We start from the raw sequence: 17,296 nt of genomic DNA on the forward strand, positions 1-17,296 counted from the left end.
GTTTAAGTTTGTCTATTCATTTATAATTCCATTTCTCCATCGAATACCTTGGCGGCGGGTCCGGTCATCAGCACATGTCCTGAGGCTTCGTCCCATTCAATGGTCAGCCGACCTCCATCCATGATGATTTCCGACCGTCGGCCCGTCCGGCCGGTCAGGCAGGCGGCCACTGCGGTGGCGCAGGCTCCTGTCCCGCAGGCTTGGGTAACACCCGAACCACGCTCCCAGACACGCATCCGGATGGTTCCGTCGGGCAGCACCTTGGCAAATTCCACATTGATGCGTCCGGGGAAAAGCGGGTGACGTTCCAGTTGCGGGCCGGCTTGGGTAATATCTGTTTCGTTAAGGTCGTTCACGAAAATCACCAGATGGGGATTGCCCATGCTGACGGCGGTGCCTGTGAACTGCTGGCCGTCGGCCGTGAGGACGGGCTGTTCCCTCATGGGTTTGGCTCCCTGTCCGTCGTAGTTCACGAGCTCGTCGGCCGGAATGCCCATATCCACCGTAACCGTTTCCACTTTTCCGTCCGTTACGTGCAGCTTCAGCTGTTTCACGCCCGAGAGGGTTTCAAGGGCCACTTCCGTCTTGGCAGTCAGGCCGTAGTCATACAGGTACTTGCCGATGCAGCGGCTGGCGTTGCCGCACATGCGTGCTTCGGAGCCGTCGGCGTTGAAGATGCGCATGCTGAAGTCGGCACAGGCTGAACTGCCTATAAGCACAAGACCGTCGCTGCCTATCCCTGTGTGTGGAGCGCTCCATCTCACCGCCACTTCTTCGGGGTGTTCAATGGGGTATCGGGTGGTGTCTACGTAGATGTAGTCGTTGCCTGCTCCGTGCATCTTGGTAAATCTTACAGCTTTTGTCATTTTGTACTTAGTTTATATAATTAGTTATCTTTTTGTTTGATTTCGATGCAAATATACGACGTTTTGAATAATTATATGTAAAATGTGTTTCTCTTTTATACTTTATTTATTATTTCTTTCAGTCGGTAATCATATCTTGTCTTTTGCTTTTGATTTGATAGTATTTAGTGGCGTATTCAGATGAATTGTAACTTATGGGCAGATGAACAAGAGGATTCTTTTACGTTGCTTCAGAATGGGGTACGGGATATGTGCGTCCGTTTTTCCTTTACTATAAACAACGGACGGCGTGTTTTGTTGACAAAATGATGCGGCTTCCTACCGTATGTTTGTCGGTTTGTCAACGTGTGGCTGATGGGTGATTGGCATGCAGGTTCATTGAAGTGTGAAAAAAACAATGGCCCCTTCTTTCGCTCTTGTCGGTCGCTGCTGGCAGGCAGGAGACCGGTAGAGGGAAGGGGCCATTGGCATTGTTGGTTAGGGGGTAGAGCAGATTATGCTTTCCGGTAGGCTTGTTCGTGTACGCCTGCCACTGCCCGGCCGCTGGGGTCGTTCAGGTTCTTGAACGCGGCATCCCAGGCAAGAGCTTCGGCGGTGGAGCAGGCCACGCTGGGTACGCTGGGCACGGAACGGGCGGCGCTGTCGCTGGGGAAGTGTTCCTCGAAGATGCTGCGGTAGTAGTATTCCTCCTTGTTCTGCGGCGGATTGATGGGGAAGCGTTCGGCGGCACGGGCCATCTGCTCGTCGCTGACGGCGGCTGCGGTCATGGCCTTCAGCGTGTCAATCCAGGAGTAGCCCACGCCGTCGGAGAACTGTTCCTTCTGCCTCCAGGCCACGGCTTCGGGCAGCAGCGGGGCAAAGGCTTCGCGCACCACGCGCTTCTCTATCTCGCGTCCCGGACACATCTTCACCGCCGGGTTCAGGCGCATGGCCACGTCGAGAAACTCCTTGTCGAGGAAGGGCACGCGTCCCTCCACGCCCCAGGCCGAGAGGCTCTTGTTGGCGCGCAGGCAGTCGTAGAGGTGGAGCTTGGAGAGCTTGCGGACGGTCTCTTCGTGGAAAGCCTGTGCGTCGGGTGCCTTGTGGAAGTAGAGGTAGCCGCCGAACACTTCGTCCGCCCCCTCGCCACTGAGCACCATCTTGATGCCCATTGACTTGATGACGCGGGCCAGCAGGTACATCGGCGTGGAGGCACGCACGGTGGTGACATCGTAGGTCTCGATGTAGTAGATGACGTCGCGGATGGCATCCAGACCTTCCTGAATGGTGTAGTGGATTTCGTGGTGGACGGTGCCGATGTGTTCGGCCACCAGGCGGGCTTTCTCCAAGTCGGGCGCGCCCTTCAGACCCACGGCGAAGGAGTGGAGCTGCGGCCACCAGGCGGCCTGCTGCCCGTCGGTCTCGATGCGGCGGTCGGCATAGAGCTTGGCCACGGCCGAGATGACCGATGAGTCCAGTCCGCCGGACAGCAGCACGCCGTAGGGCACGTCGCTCATCAGCTGGCGGCGCACGGCGTCCTCCAGGGCGGTGCGCACGTCGGCCACCTGTGCCTGCCAGGCTTCCTCGGCAGGCAGTGAAGTGTAGCGGTTGCGTACGGCTTCGTAGTCAGTCCAGTCGCGCTTGTACCAGCGGCGCATCCCGCCCTCGCGGCTCCAGTAATAGTGGCCGGGGAGGAAGGGCTCGTACGTGTCGCACAGGCCTTCCAGCGCCTTCAGTTCGCTGGCGCAGTAGACGGTGCCGTCGGCATCGCGTCCTATATATAAAGGTATGACACCGATGGGGTCGCGGGCAATGAGGAACTCGTCGCGCTCCTCGTCGTAGAGGGCGAAGGCGAAGATGCCGCTCAGCCGTTCGATGAAGTCCGTGCCGTAGCGGCGGTAGAGAGCGAGGATGACCTCGCAGTCGCTGCCCGTCTGGAAGTCGTATTGTCCGGCAAACTCGGCGCGGATGTCGCGGTGGTTGTAGATTTCGCCGTTGACAGCCAGCACTTGCCGGTGGTCGGGCGAGTAGAGGGGTTGGCCGCCGCTCTGCGGGTCGACGATGGACAGGCGTTCATGGGCCAGGATGGCCGAGCCGCCGCAGTAGATGCCGCTCCAGTCGGGGCCGCGGTGGCGGATGCGTTTCGCCATGGTGAGGGCTTTCTGCCTCAGTTCGGGTGTTTGTTCCTTGATGTTGAAGATACAGGCTATTCCACACATAATAATTGCTGATTGGTAGAAGCCTCACCCCCCCGGCCCCCTCTCCAAGGGGCGAGGGGGGGAATGCTTCGGGTGTTATACTATTTTTCTTTTTTACTCAAGTTTCGCAAGTTTATTAACGGGTTGTAGTTAAGGAGTTGAGAAGTTAAGCCAAAACCTTTGTGAAAAAGGATGCCGACCATACACGTAAGCTATTGGCTTTAACTCCTAAGCCCACCCTGGTGGGCGATAACTCCTTTTAACTTCTGCAAGTTTGGCTTCGCCGATTTTCAATTCGCACTTGCAAAACTTGAGTTTTTACTTGTTGGCAGCGTTGAATCGGTGCAAGGCTATCGGCTGCCTCTGTCGAAACTATAAAGGTTTCAAGCGATGAAACCGGTAGTTTCAAGCGATGAAACCGGTAGTTTCAAGCAGTGAAACCGGTAGATTCAAGGGATGAAACCGATGGTTTCAAAAAATGAAACCAATCTGAAACCAGTAGTTTCGTTGCCTAACTAACTTTTGAAACTTTTTTCTTTCTGCTTCCTGCTTTGCACCTGGGGGAGACATGCGTTGCCGAAATTCCGCCAACAGGTTCATTTTCTATCCTTCTCCCCCTCGCCCCTTGGAGAGGGGGGCAGGGGGGGTGAGGCTCCGGTCAATCTCCTCGGCAGCCCGTCTTCCCGCAGCGATACATTTTACCACGAGGCTGGGGCCGGTGGCGGCATCGCCTGCCACGACGGCGTTCTTCGGAAGTACGGGCAGTTGCGGCTTCAGGAAGCCCATGGCCAACAGTACCAGGTCGGCCGGGATGACTTCTTTCCGTCCGGTGGGCTTCATCACGGGGCGTCCGCCTTCGGGAGCAGGCAGCCACTCCACTTCTTCTACCTCCACACCCGTGACATGACCGTTCTTACCTATAAATTTGTTGGAGTTGAGGCACCAGCGGCGGGTGCATCCCTCTTCGTGGCTGGAGCTGGTCTTCAGCACCACGGGCCACTGCGGCCAGGGGGTGGCGGGATTGTGGCCTACGGGCGGTTGGGGCATGATTTCAATCTGCGTCACGCTCAAGGCTCCCTGGCGGTGCGAGGTACCGATGCAGTCGCTGCCCGTGTCGCCGCCGCCGATGACCAGCACGTGCTTGCCGCGAGCGGTGATGCGCTCCTTCTTGTCAAATGTCTGTCCGGCCAGCACGCGGTTCTGCTGCGCCAGCATCTCCATGGCGAAATGGATGCCTGCGAGGTCGCGACCGGGGATGGCCAGGTCGCGGGCCTGTGGCGTGCCGGTGCAGACGGCGTAGGCATCGAACCCTTCGGGCAGGTGCGCCAGGTCTATCTCGCTGCCTGTCTGGAAAGTGATACCTTCTGCTTCCATGATGCGCAGGCGGCGGTCGATGATGTTCTTGCCCAGCTTGAAGTTGGGGATGCCGTAGCGCAGCAGTCCGCCTGCCTGCTCGTCGCGTTCGAAGACAGTCACTTCGTAGCCGCGGCGGTTCAGCTGGTTGGCGGCGGCCAGTCCGGCAGGACCGGAACCGATGACGGCCACGCGTCGGCCGTTGCGTTCATATTGTTTGGGTACTACGTAGCCTTCGCGGAAGGCGGCTTCTATGATGGCGGCCTCGTCCTCGCGGATGGTGACGGGGGCGTCGAACGACAGTTTCAGCACGCACGACTTCTCGCACAGGGCGGGGCAGATGCGGCCCGTAAATTCGGGGAAGTCGTTCGTGCGGGTCAGTATCTCGTAAGCCTCTTTCCAACGTCCCTTGTACATGGCGTCCTGGAACTCGGGCGGGCGGTTGCCCAGCGGGCAGGCCCAGTGGCAGAAGGGCACGCCGCAGTCCATGCAGCGGCTGGCCTGCAGTTTGCGTTCGCCGGTGTTGAGCGTCTGCTCCACCTCGCTATAATCGTTGATTCTCTCGTGTATCGGTCTGTATCCCGCCTCCTGGCGCGGGATGGTGAGAAATGCTTTAGGGTTTCCCATATAATAATTGATAATTAAGAATTGAGAATTGAGAATTGAGAATTCAGGAGTTAAGGAGTTAAGAAGTGAAGCCAATAGTTCTGCGTTATGATTCGTCTTATGGTCAGCCAAACTATCGGCTTGACTCCTTGACTTCTCTATCTCCTTAACTTCTGTATTAATAATCTCTCTGCACCTCCGCAATCTTCTGTTGCAGCTTGCGCATCTGCTCCTCGGCCAGCACCTTCTTATATTCGATGGGTGTTACCTGGATGAATTCCTCCACGTAGCGCGGCCAGTTGTCCAGCATGGTGCGGGCCAGGGCCGAGCCGGTGTAGAGGTAGTGCTGGCGGATAAGTTCGTGCAGCTCCTTGCGGGCGGTGGAGTCCTCGAGCAGCGAGAGTTCCACCATGTCCATGTTGCAGAAGTAGTCGAACGTGCCGTTGGGGTCCCATACGTAGGCCACGCCGCCGCTCATGCCGGCTGCAAAGTTGCGGCCCGTCTGGCCCAGCACCACGACGCGTCCACCGGTCATGTACTCGCAGCAGTGGTCGCCCACGCCCTCGACGACGGCGATGGCGCCCGAGTTGCGCACGGCGAAGCGTTCGCCTGCCCGTCCGTTGATGTAGACCTCACCGCTGGTGGCTCCGTAGAGCAGTGTGTTGCCCACGATGGTGTTCTGCTCGGCGGCAAAGTTGCTGCGCACGGGCGGCAGCACGGCGATGTGTCCGCCGCTCAGGCCCTTGCCCAGGTAGTCGTTGGCCTCACCCTCCAGCTTGAAGCTGATGCCGTGTGCCAGGAAGGCACCGAAGCTCTGTCCGGCCGAGCCCTTGAACTTCACACTGATGGTGCTGTCGGGCAGTCCGTCATTGCCATACCGGGCAGCCACGGCTCCCGAGAGCATGGCACCTACAGCGCGGTCGGTGTTGCCGATGGCATACTCTAGCGAAACCTCGCGGCGGCTGTCCAGGGCAGGGGCGGCGGCTTGCAGCATCTCCACATCCTTTACGTGAGCAATGTCGTGCTGCTGCTCGGTGCAGTGGTGCAGGGCGGCATCGTTCTCCACGCGGTGCAGCAGGCGGCCGAAGTCCAGCAGCGAGGCTTTCGTGCCTTCGGCTGCGGGGTGCAGCTCGATGAGGTCGGTGCGGCCCACGATGTCGTTCAGGCTCTTGAAGCCCATCTCGGCCAGGTACTCGCGCACCTCCTGTGCCAGGAAGCGGAAGTAGTTGACTACATATTTATAATGTCCGCGGAAGTGGGCCCGCAGCTTGGGGTCCTGAGTGGCCACGCCCACGGGACAGGTGTTGGAGTGGCACTTGCGCATCATGACGCAGCCCAGCACGATGAGGGCCGTGGTGCCGAAGGCGAACTCCTCGGCGCCCAGCAGGGCCATGCTGATGATGTCGCGGCCGGTCTTCAGCTGGCCGTCGGTCTGCAGGCGCACCTGTCCGCGCAGTCCGTTCAGCACCAGCGTCTGTTGCGTCTCGCTCAGTCCTATCTCCGGCGCGATGCCCGCATAGCGGATGGACGAGGCAGGCGATGCGCCCGTGCCGCCCTCGGCACCCGAGATGACGATGAGGTCGGCCTTCGCCTTGGCCACGCCGGCGGCAATGGTGCCCACGCCGCTCTCGGCCACCAGCTTCACACTGATGGCGGCCCGCGGGTTCACGTTCTTCAGGTCGAAGATGAGCTGAGCCAGGTCTTCGATGGAGTAGATGTCGTGGTGGGGCGGGGGCGAGATGAGCGAGATGCCCGGGATGGAGTGGCGCGTGCGGGCAATGACCTCGTCCACCTTGAAGCCCGGCAGCTGTCCGCCTTCGCCCGGCTTGGCGCCCTGTGCCACCTTAATCTGTATCTCCTCGGCGTTCACCAGATACTCCGCCGTCACGCCGAAGCGTCCCGAAGCCACCTGCTTCGTTTTGCTGCAGAGGCTGATGCCGTCCACCGTGTCGTGGAAGCGCGTGCTGTCTTCGCCGCCTTCGCCCGTGTTGCTGCGTGCGCCCAGTTCGTTCATGGCCAGTGCCAGTGCCTCGTGTGCCTCCTTGCTGATGGCGCCGAAGGAGATGGCCCCTGTGACGAAATGCTTCACGATGTTCTCCACCGGCTCCACCTGGTCAATGTCTATCGGGTTGCGGCGGAAGCCGAAGAAGTCGCGCAGGAAGATGGGGGCACCCTTCTCGTCGACCGTGCGGGTAAACTCCTTGAACTTCTTGTAGCTGCCCGTGCGGGTGGCCAGTTGCAGGGTGCTGATGGTTTCCGGATTCCAGGCGTGGCGTTCGCCGTCCTTGCGGTAGGACATCTGTCCGATGTAGGGCAGGAGCGGGTCTACCGTCTCGGGCACGAAGCCGTTGTCGTGGAAGGTGATGTAGTCTCTGGCTATTTCCTCCAGACGGATGCCGCCGATGGTGGAGGAGGCGGTGCCGAAGTAGCCCTTGAGCAGTTCTTCGCTGAGGCCCACCGCCTCGAATATCTTGGCGCCGCGGTAGGAGCGGATGGTGCTGATGCCCATCTTGCTCATAATCTTGTAGAGACCCTTGCACACGGCCTTGATGTAGTTCTTCTCCGCCGTCTCGTAGTTCATCTGTACCTCGCCCTTCTTCACCAGGTCGTCCAGCACGGCATAGGCCATGTAGGGGCAGATGGCGCTGGCGCCGTAGCCCAGCAGCAGGGCGGCGTGCATCACTTCGCGAATCTCGCCGCTCTCCACGATGAGGGCCGTCTGCACGCGCTTCTGCACGCTGATGAGGTGATGGTGGACGGCGCTGATGGCCAGCAGTGAGGGGATGGCTGCCTGACGGGCGTCGATGCCGCGGTCGGACAGGATGATGTAGTTGGCACCGTCTGTCACGGCCTGCTCGGCGGCCTTGCACAGGCGGTCGAGGGCTTCCTGCAGGCCTGCCTTGCCGCGTGCGGCCTCGAAGAGCATGGGCAGCTTGACGGTGTTGAAGCCCTTGTAGCGGATGTTGCAGAGGATGTCCAGCTGCGTGTTGTTCAGGATGGGGTGGGGCAGGCGCACCATCTTGCAGTGGGCCTCGCTGGGCAGCAGGATGTTCATGCCCACGGCGCCGATGTACTCCGTGAGCGACATCACCAGCTCCTCGCGGATGGGGTCGATGGGCGGGTTGGTGACCTGCGCAAACTGCTGGCGGAAGTAGTTGAACAGCAGTTGGGGCTGGTCGCTCAGCACGGCCAGGGGCGTGTCGTTGCCCATGGAGGCCGTCGGTTCCGAGCCGCTGCTGCACATGGGCACCAGGATGCGCTCCACGTCTTCGCGGGTATAGCCGAAGGCGCGCAGGCGGCGGTCATGGTCGTCCACGGTGTTGGCCACCTTGCGTCCGCTCTTCAGGGCGTCCAGCTCGATGCGGTTGGCCGACAGCCACTGGCGGTAGGGTTTGGCCGAGGCCAGCTGCTCCTTCAGTTCGCCGTCGTAGTAGATGCGTCCCTCCTCGGTGTCCACCAGGAGGATTTTGCCCGGTTGCAGGCGTCCCTTTTCCTTAATCTTTTCGGCCTCGAAGCTGATGACGCCCGCCTCGCTGGCCACGACCATCATGCCGTCGTGCGTCAGCAGGTAGCGGGCCGGGCGCAGGCCGTTGCGGTCCAGCATGCCGCCGGCGTAGCGTCCGTCGCTGAAGAGCAGGGCGGCCGGGCCGTCCCACGGCTCCATCAGGATGGAGTGGTATTCGTAGAAGGCCTTCAGGTCTTCGCTGATGGGGTTCTTGTCGTTGAACGATTCGGGCACCAGCATGGCCATGGCGTGGGGCAGGCTGAGACCGGACATGACGAAGAACTCCAGTACGTTGTCCAGCGAGGCCGAGTCGCTCATGTCCGGCTGGACGATGGGGCGGATGTCCTTCACGTTGCCCAGCGTCGGGGTGGAGAGCACACTCTCGCGCGCCTCCATCCAGCCGCGGTTGCCGCGGATGGTGTTGATTTCGCCGTTGTGTGCCAGCAGGCGGAAGGGCTGTGCCAGGCTCCACGTGGGGAAGGTGTTGGTGCTGAAGCGCGAGTGGACGATGGCCAGCCCGCTGGTGAAGTAGGGCTGCGTCAGGTCGCTGAAGTACGTCCTTACCTGGGTGGACGACAGCATACCTTTATAGATAATGGTGCGGCTGGACAGGGACACGATGTAGAAATCCTTGTGGTGTACGCGCTGCTCTATCTTCTTGCGCACCTTGTACAGCGTGCGCTCCAGGTTCTCCGGCTGCGTGGCGGCGGTGATGAACACCTGCTTGATGTCCGGCTCCGTCCGGCGGGCGCTCTGTCCCAGCACGTCGGGGTTCACCGGCACGGCGCGCAGGTGCATCAGGGTGAGGCCTTCGCGCTCCACCTCCTCGATGACAATGCTCAGGATACGCTCCTGCTCCCTGGCGTCCTTGGGCAGGAAGATGAGCCCCGTGCCGTACTTGCCCTTCTCGGGCACCGGGATGCCTTGCAGCAGGATGAACTCGTGGGGTATCTGAACCATGATGCCCGCTCCGTCGCCCGTCTTGTTGTCGGCGCCTTCGGCTCCGCGGTGTTTCATGTTCTCCAGCACCCGCAGGGCGGAGTCCACCAACTCGTGCGACTTGCTGCCGTTGAGGTTCACAATCATGCCCACGCCGCAGGCATCGTGCTCGTGCGCGGGGTCGTAGAGCCCCGTCTGTCGGGGTTGCTGTCGGAGAGCTTCTCCTGTCCCGTCCTGCTCCTGAATGCCGGGGCGGAACGCTTCTTTTGTTCTGTTGTTAAAAAGTTCTCTTTTCATCGTCTTTCCTTTGCTTTGGTTCTGTATAATACCTATTGGTGTGTCAAAATGTGATGCAAATGTATTTATTTAATTGCAAAATGATATACTCAAAAGTAAACTATTATTCCGCTAAATGTCGGTCCTCCTCCCGATGGCTACGATTTGTTACCATATCCTCGTGGTATCTTCTTTTTAGTAGCATTTCGGCTCTTTTATGTGATAAATCGTAATTTTTACACCTTTCGGAAAATATTTTTCTCCGCCCCGTCCGTGGCATCCGTCGGCCGGAACCGGGTGCCAACCGGCCGGATTTCCTGTTTTTGCCCGTCCGCCTTCCCACTTTTGCAGTCCAGATTCCCCACCTTTGGCAGCCTGTCTCCCCACCTTTGCCACCCAAAGGTGAGGAGTCTGCCTCAATTAAAAGCCTGATAGCTGAAAATTAAAAGCCTTTTAATTGATAAATGAAAGGCTTTTAATTTTCAGATGAAAGCCTTTTAATTGCAACAAAAGTTGGTAGTCTGGGTTGCAAAGGTGAGTAGGCGGCCGGGTAAAGGTGGGGAGCCCGGTTGGCTGAATCCGGCAGTGGGCGGGGATGGATGCGGGTCGGATGTCGCCGGGAGACGAGAAAAAGTGACGTTCTGCTACGGTTTTTGGGGCTTTTTATTTACTTTTGTGCAGACATATCTGAAACGAATTGCTATGAGAACCTGTATTTTGTCTCGCCCACTGGTGGCGGGATTTTTCTTTTGCCTGCTGACCGTCGGGTTGTGCGGCAGTTATTCTCCGGCCCGTGCGGCCGGGATTGATGGCGTCTCCATTGTGCCCGATGAGGATGACGCTCTGAGTTTTCGAACCTCTGCGGGCGTTGTCCGCGTGTGTCCGCTGGCGGACAATGCCGTGCGCATCGTCAAGGCGGGCGCGGGCGCGGATACCCTGCCGGAACTGGTCTATCTGGAGGGTGCCCGTCCCGAGTACCGGCTGACGAAGGCCGGAAACAAGAACCTCATGACCCTGAAGGGACTGACGGTGGAGGTGGCCGACGACGGCATCCGCTTCTATTCGCCGGACGGGCGGCTGTTGCTGGCCGAGGCAGGCTGGAGCCTGACGCCCTCCACGGTGCAGGACGAGCCGACCTACGTGGCCGAACAGCGCTTCCATACCGCCCCCGACGAATGCCTCTACGGACTTGGGCAGTTTCAGGACGGCTACCTGAACGTACGCGGACTGAGCCGGAGACTGACTCAGGTGAACACACAGATAGCCGTCCCCTTCCTGATGTCCAGCGGGGGTTACGGCATCCTGTGGAACAACTACGGGCTGACGGATTTCAATCCGGGCACGGACAGCGTGGCGCTGGAGCGGAGCCTGGCCGGCGGCAAGGTGACAGAGGTAAATGTCACCTCGACCACGGGCGGTGTGAAGGAACTGCGCGAGAGCAATGTGTTTACGGCCGAGGTGGACATCCCCGTGGCGGGAGCCTATTCCCTCCTGCTGGACGTGGGCAGCCGCATGGCGCGCAGGCACCACCTGGAGATAGACGGCCGTAAGGTCATCGAGATGAACAACCTCTGGCTGCCGCCCACGGCCTCGGTCATCGTCGACCTGGAAGCCGGACGCCATCGGCTGACGGCCGAACTGACGAAGGAAGATAATCCTGTCCTATATTATAAGAAGGTGGACGACACCACCGTGTTCCGCTCGCCCGTGGCCGGAGGTGTGGACTATACTTTCTTTGCCGGCAACCCCGACGAAGTGATAGCCTCCTATCGTGCGGTGACGGGCGAGGTGCCCATGCAGCCCCTCTGGGCCCTGGGCTATATCCATTGCCGCGAACGCTTCCACTCGCAAGCCGAACTGCTGGAGACGGCGGCCCGCTTCCGCCGCGAGCAGTTGCCGGTGGACCTCATGGTGCAGGACTGGCAGTACTGGGGCAAGTACGGATGGAACGCCATGCGTTTCGACGAGGAATTCTATCCCTCACCCAAGGCCATGACGGACAGCCTCCATGCGCAGGACATGCGCCTGATGTTGTCCGTGTGGTCCAAGGTGGACCCGGCTTCGGTGCTGGGCAAGGAGTTCGGACGCCGAGGCTACTACATAGCGAACACGCAATGGGTGGACTTCTTCAATCCCCAAGCCGCCACCTTCTACTGGGACAACATGCGCGACAGCCTGATACGCCCCTTCGGCATCGATGCCTTGTGGCTGGATGCCACCGAGCCCGAGAACGACGACCTGCTGGGACGCAGGGTGGGGAATGGTGCCCGTCCGGGCGAGGTGTTCCGCAACGTCTATCCGCTGACGGTCAACAAGACCGTCTACGAGGGTCTGCGCCGCGACGTCCCCGGCAAGCGCGTGATGATACTGACCCGCAGTGCCTTCCCCGGCATCCAGCGCTACGGGGTGGCCACATGGTCGGGCGATGTGGACAACGACTGGGAGACCTTCCGCCGTCAGCTGGTGGCCGGACTGGGCATATCGGTCTGCGGCCTGCCCTGGTGGACCTACGACGCCGGCGGCTTCTTCCGCCCCGGTAACGGACAGTACACGGACACCCGCTACCACGAGCGCTTCCTGCGCTGGTTGCAGACGTCGGTCTACCTGCCGCTGATGCGGGTGCACGGCTACATGACCGACACCGAGTTCTGGAACTACGGCGAGGACGTCATGCGCCTGGCCCGCAAGTCGCTGGACATGCGCTACCGTCTGCTGCCCTACGTCTATGCCGGAGCGGCGGACGTGACGGGAGAGGGTGGCACGCTGCTGCGTCCGCTGGTGATGGACTTTGCCGCCGACACCACGGCCCTGCGGTTGAAATACCAGTACATGTTCGGCCAGTCACTCCTGGTGGCTCCCATTGTGGAGGAAGGGCCCGCGTCGTGGCGGGTCTATCTGCCGGAGGTGAAGGGCGGTTGGTATGACTTCCACAGTGGTGCCTATATAGCCGCCGGCGGCTGGTATGACAGCCCTGTGTCCGCAGAGCATATACCGGTGTTTGCCCGGGCCGGCAGCATTGTCCCGCTGGCCACCGCTACCGGCAGCACTGCCGCAGCCCTGGCGTCCGATTACGAGGTGCGCATCTATGCCGGAGCCGACGGCGCCTTCCGTCTCTACGAAGACGAGGGCGACAACTACAACTACGAGAAAGGACAATATGCGGAGGTCTCCCTGACCTGGGACGACGCGCGGAGGCAGCTTACCGTCGGCGACCGTCGGGGCGGCTTCGAGGGCATGAAGGACGGACGGAAGATGAAGCTGGTCCTGCTTTCGGCCGGCGGTCAGGCTCCTGCCGTCAGGGAGATTGTCTACAAGGGAAAGAAACTGACTGTCAAATTCTAAACGAGATACCTGTATGATGACAAACAGATGCTGTATCGTCCTTCTGTGCCTGCTTGCGTGGCTGGGCGTACCCGACTGCCATTCGCAGGGGCGGATGATGGAGACGAAGATGAAGTGCACGTTGCTGCAAGGCATCACCGAGCGGGAGTATTCGGTCTATCTGCCCGAGTCCTATGACAAGAACCCCGATGCCGCTTACCCCGTCTGCTACCTGCTGCACGGAGGAAACTGCTCTAACACCGACTGGGAAACCTACGGACAAATCTCCACTATGGCCGACAGCCTGATACGGGCAGGGGTGATGGAGGAGATGATATTGGTGTGCCCCGAAGGCAACAAGAACAACATGATTTGGTTCAATGCTCCCCACTGGCGCTACGAGGACTTCTTCTTTCAGGAGTTTATCCCCTATATTGAGAAGACTTACCGGGTGAAGCCCGGCAGGGAGAACCGTTACCTGGCGGGCTATTCCATGGGTGGCGGGGCGTCGGTGGTCTATGGGTTGAAGCACCCCGACCGGTTTGCCTCGGTCTATGCCATGAGCGCCTATCTGCGCAGGCAATATCTGGCTTTCCTGGAGAATGACCCTTCGGCCGAGTGGAGACAGCAGTTGGTGGAAGACCACAATCCCATCGTCACGGTGTCTCGCGGCAGTGAGGCCGATGTGGCAGTTTGGAAGACGGTGGACTGGTTCATAGACTGTGGGGACAAGGATTTTACTTACGAGGCCAACATCGACCTGGTGCAGGCCCTGCGCGACAAAGGCATTGGCTACGAACTCCGCATCTTGGGAGGCGGACACGACTGGAACTATTGGAAGCCCTGCCTGCGCCGGGCGTTGATTCATTTCTCGGAAGTACAGTCCCGGATGGGGGCGGATTGACGAGTCGTCGTTGTGGCTCCCTTCCCCTTTGCCTGCATTTTCTCACCGTCGGCCCGTACAGGTCTGCCGGCCGTTGATGGCGTCTGTGTCTGACAAGAAGGCGGCATCTGGTTGACAGCCCCTGTGCGGGCCGGTAGTGTATGTGTACTGCGGACTGTCTCCCTTGGATTGCAGTAGGGCTCCGGCAGTGGTTTCATTCTTCTCTGATTCTTACCCAACGCCTCTTCTTGTGGTTTTTTTCCACTCAAAACTCCTTATTATCCAACTTTTTTGTAAATTTGCACCCTTAAAAATGACAGGGTGCCTGCGAAGTGTCAGTAGGGCACCGGTTGTTGTAGAAACGTATAATTGTTAAATCAAGAATAAGAAGATGGGTAAAAAGTTTGCCGAATATTCAAAGTTTGACCTTTCGGAAATCAACAAGGAAGTGTTGAAGCAATGGGACGAGAACCAGGTTTTCGCCAAGAGTATGACAGAACGTGAAGGATGTCCTTCTTTTGTGTTTTTTGAAGGCCCCCCTTCGGCCAACGGTATGCCGGGCATTCACCACGTACTGGCTCGTACCATCAAGGACATTTTCTGCCGTTACAAGACCATGAAAGGCTTCCAGGTGAAGCGTAAGGCCGGATGGGATACGCACGGACTTCCCGTAGAGTTGGGTGTGGAGAAAGCGTTGGGTATCACTAAGGAAGATATCGGCAAGACCATTTCTGTGGCTGATTACAATGCAGCCTGCCGCAAGGACGTGATGAAATTCACGAAGGAGTGGGAGGATTTGACGCACAAGATGGGCTATTGGGTAAATATGAACGACCCATATATCACTTATGACAACCGTTATATCGAGACGCTGTGGTGGCTGTTGAAGCAGCTCTACAAGAAAGGCCTCCTTTATAAAGGATACACCATCCAGCCTTATTCGCCCGCTGCCGGTACGGGATTGAGCTCGCACGAGTTGAACCAGCCCGGTTGCTACCGTGATGTGAAGGACCTGACGGTGGTCGGTCAGTTCAAGATGAAGAATCCCAAGCCCGAGATGGCAGAGTGGGGTACGCCTTACTTCCTGGCGTGGACTACTACACCCTGGACCTTGCCCAGCAACACTGCGCTCTGCGTAGGCCCCAAGATAGACTATGTGGCCGTACAGACCTACAATGGCTATACGGGTGAGAAGATGACCGTCGTACTGGCCAAATCACTGCTCTATACTCACTTCAACAAGAAGGCGGAAGGCCTTTCCCTGGAAGATTATAAGCCTGGCGACAAGCTGATTCCTTTCAAGGTGGTAGGCGAATACAAGGGTCCGGACCTGGTAGGTATGGAGTATGAACAGCTCATTCCTTGGGTGAAGCCGGTTGAGGTGGACAACGACGGCAATTGGCACGTCAGTGACAAAGGCTTCCGTGTTATCCCCGGCGATTATGTGACGACAGACGATGGTACGGGTATCGTACACATTGCTCCGACGTTTGGTGCGGACGATGCTCAGGTGGCCCGTGCGGCAGGCATTCCCTCACTGTTCATGATCAACAAGCGTGGTGAGACCCGCCCGATGGTAGACCTTACCGGTAAGTTCTATCTGCTGGACGAACTGGACGAGAAGTTTGTGGCCGAGTGTGTCGATGTGGAAGCATACAAGGAATATCAGGGCCGCTGGGTGAAGAACGCTTACGACCCTCAGTTCACGGTAGACGGCAAGTATGACGAGAAGGCAGCCCAGGCAGCCGAATCGCTCGACTTCTATCTGTGCATGATGATGAAGGCCGCCAACCAGGCATTCAAGATAGAGAAGCATGTACACAACTATCCTCACTGCTGGCGCACGGACAAACCTGTGCTTTATTATCCGTTGGACAGCTGGTTTATCCGCAGCACAGCCTGCCGTGAGCGCATGATGGAGCTGAACAAGACCATCAACTGGAAGCCCGAGTCTACGGGTACGGGACGTTTCGGCAAGTGGCTGGAGAACCTTAACGACTGGAATCTGAGCCGCTCCCGCTACTGGGGTACGCCGCTGCCCATCTGGCGTACGGAGGACGGTACTGAAGAGAAGTGCATCGAGTCCGTCGAAGAATTGTATGCCGAGGTTGAGAAATCGGTAGCTGCCGGGCTGATGGCTTCCAACCCCTATAAGGACAGAGGATTCGTTCCGGGCGAATATACGAAAGAAAATTACGATAAGATTGATTTGCACCGTCCGTATGTGGACGACATCATTCTTGTGTCTGAAGACGGCAAGCCGATGAAACGCGAGACGGACCTGATTGACGTATGGTTCGACTCCGGCTCCATGCCCTACGCTCAGATACACTATCCTTTCGAGAACAAGGAACTGCTGGACAGCCATAAGGTTTATCCCGCCGACTTCATCGCCGAAGGCGTAGACCAGACTCGTGGCTGGTTCTTCACCCTGCACGCCATTGCCACGATGGTGTTCGACAGCGTTTCCTACAAGGCCGTTATCTCCAACGGACTGGTATTGGACAAGAACGGTAACAAGATGTCCAAGCGTCTGGGTAACGCCGTAGACCCCTTCTCTACCATCGAGAAGTATGGATCCGACCCCTTGCGCTGGTACATGATTACCAATTCCTCTCCGTGGGACAACCTGAAGTTCGATGTGGATGGAGTGGAAGAGGTGCGCCGCAAGTTCTTTGGCACTCTGTACAATACTTATTCTTTCTTTGCCCTTTATGCCAATGTGGACGGATTCTGCTATGGAGAGGCTGACGTACCGATGGAAAAACGTCCTGAGATTGACCGTTGGATTCTCTCCCTGCTGAATACGCTGGTGAAGAATGTGGATGCCTGCTATAACGACTACGAACCCACCAAGGCCGGACGCCTTATCTCCGACTTTGTCAACGATAACCTGTCCAACTGGTACGTGCGCCTCAACCGCAAACGCTTCTGGGGCGGCGGCATGACTGAGGACAAACTTTCCGCTTATCAGACACTCTACACCTGTCTGGAGACTGTTGCCAAACTGATGGCACCTATCGCTCCGTTCTATGCCGACATGCTCTATATGGATCTCATTGGCGTGACCGGCCGCGATAAGGTTGTATCTGTCCATCTGGCCGACTTCCCCCGTTGTAACGAAGGGATGATAGACCGCGAACTGGAGGCCCGTATGCAGATTGCTCAGGATATTACGTCTATGGTGCTGGCTTTGCGCCGTAAAGTCAACATCAAAGTCCGCCAACCGCTACAGTGTATTATGATTCCTGTTGTAGACGAAGAGCAGCGTGCTCACATCGAAGCCGTGAAGTCGCTTATCATGAGCGAGGTGAACGTAAAGGAGATTAAGTTTGTGGACGGTGCTGCAGGTGTGCTGGTGAAGAAGGTG

General features: G+C 58.4%; 7 protein-coding genes. 3 read left to right on the plus strand and 4 right to left on the minus strand.

The genetic code is table 11. The features are described 5' to 3' along the window. Nucleotides 1-20: 20 nt before the first annotated feature. From dapF to gltB, 4 genes are all read right to left on the minus strand, one after another. On the minus strand, nucleotides 21-866 hold the full coding sequence (gene dapF, locus Q1Y74_RS03995; protein ID WP_300812448.1) for a diaminopimelate epimerase: 846 nt from the start codon (nucleotides 864-866) through the stop codon (nucleotides 21-23). Between the two features lie 494 nt (nucleotides 867-1,360). After that, complete coding sequence (gene asnB / locus Q1Y74_RS04000; protein WP_300812449.1) at nucleotides 1,361-3,064, minus strand: asparagine synthase B; 1,704 nt, start codon at nucleotides 3,062-3,064, stop codon at nucleotides 1,361-1,363. A gap of 582 nt (nucleotides 3,065-3,646) precedes the next feature. After that, nucleotides 3,647-5,023, minus strand: coding sequence for a glutamate synthase subunit beta (locus tag Q1Y74_RS04005; protein WP_300812450.1), 1,377 nt, complete (start codon nucleotides 5,021-5,023; stop codon nucleotides 3,647-3,649). Between the two features lie 157 nt (nucleotides 5,024-5,180). After that, nucleotides 5,181-9,743, minus strand: a complete 4,563-nt coding sequence (gene gltB, locus Q1Y74_RS04010) for a glutamate synthase large subunit (RefSeq protein ID WP_300812451.1) — start codon at nucleotides 9,741-9,743, stop codon at nucleotides 5,181-5,183. Between the two features lie 681 nt (nucleotides 9,744-10,424). Between gltB and Q1Y74_RS04015 the strand changes: the two genes are divergently transcribed. The 3 genes from Q1Y74_RS04015 to ileS all read left to right on the plus strand — a co-directional run. Further along, nucleotides 10,425-13,064 (plus strand): TIM-barrel domain-containing protein, encoded by a 2,640-nt coding sequence (locus Q1Y74_RS04015; RefSeq protein ID WP_300812452.1) that lies wholly within the window; start codon nucleotides 10,425-10,427, stop codon nucleotides 13,062-13,064. Between the two features lie 13 nt (nucleotides 13,065-13,077). Then, nucleotides 13,078-13,947 carry an alpha/beta hydrolase-fold protein gene (locus tag Q1Y74_RS04020; protein WP_300812453.1) on the plus strand — a complete coding sequence of 290 codons (870 nt, stop codon included), beginning with the start codon at nucleotides 13,078-13,080 and terminating at the stop codon, nucleotides 13,945-13,947. A gap of 370 nt (nucleotides 13,948-14,317) precedes the next feature. Beyond that, a partial coding sequence (gene ileS, locus Q1Y74_RS04025) for an isoleucine--tRNA ligase (RefSeq protein ID WP_300812454.1) occupies nucleotides 14,318-17,296 on the plus strand: 2,979 nt, incomplete at its 3' end.

It is taken from the genome of uncultured Bacteroides sp. (assembly GCF_949298305.1).
In the GTDB taxonomy this organism is placed as follows: Bacteria; Bacteroidota; Bacteroidia; order Bacteroidales; family Bacteroidaceae; genus Bacteroides.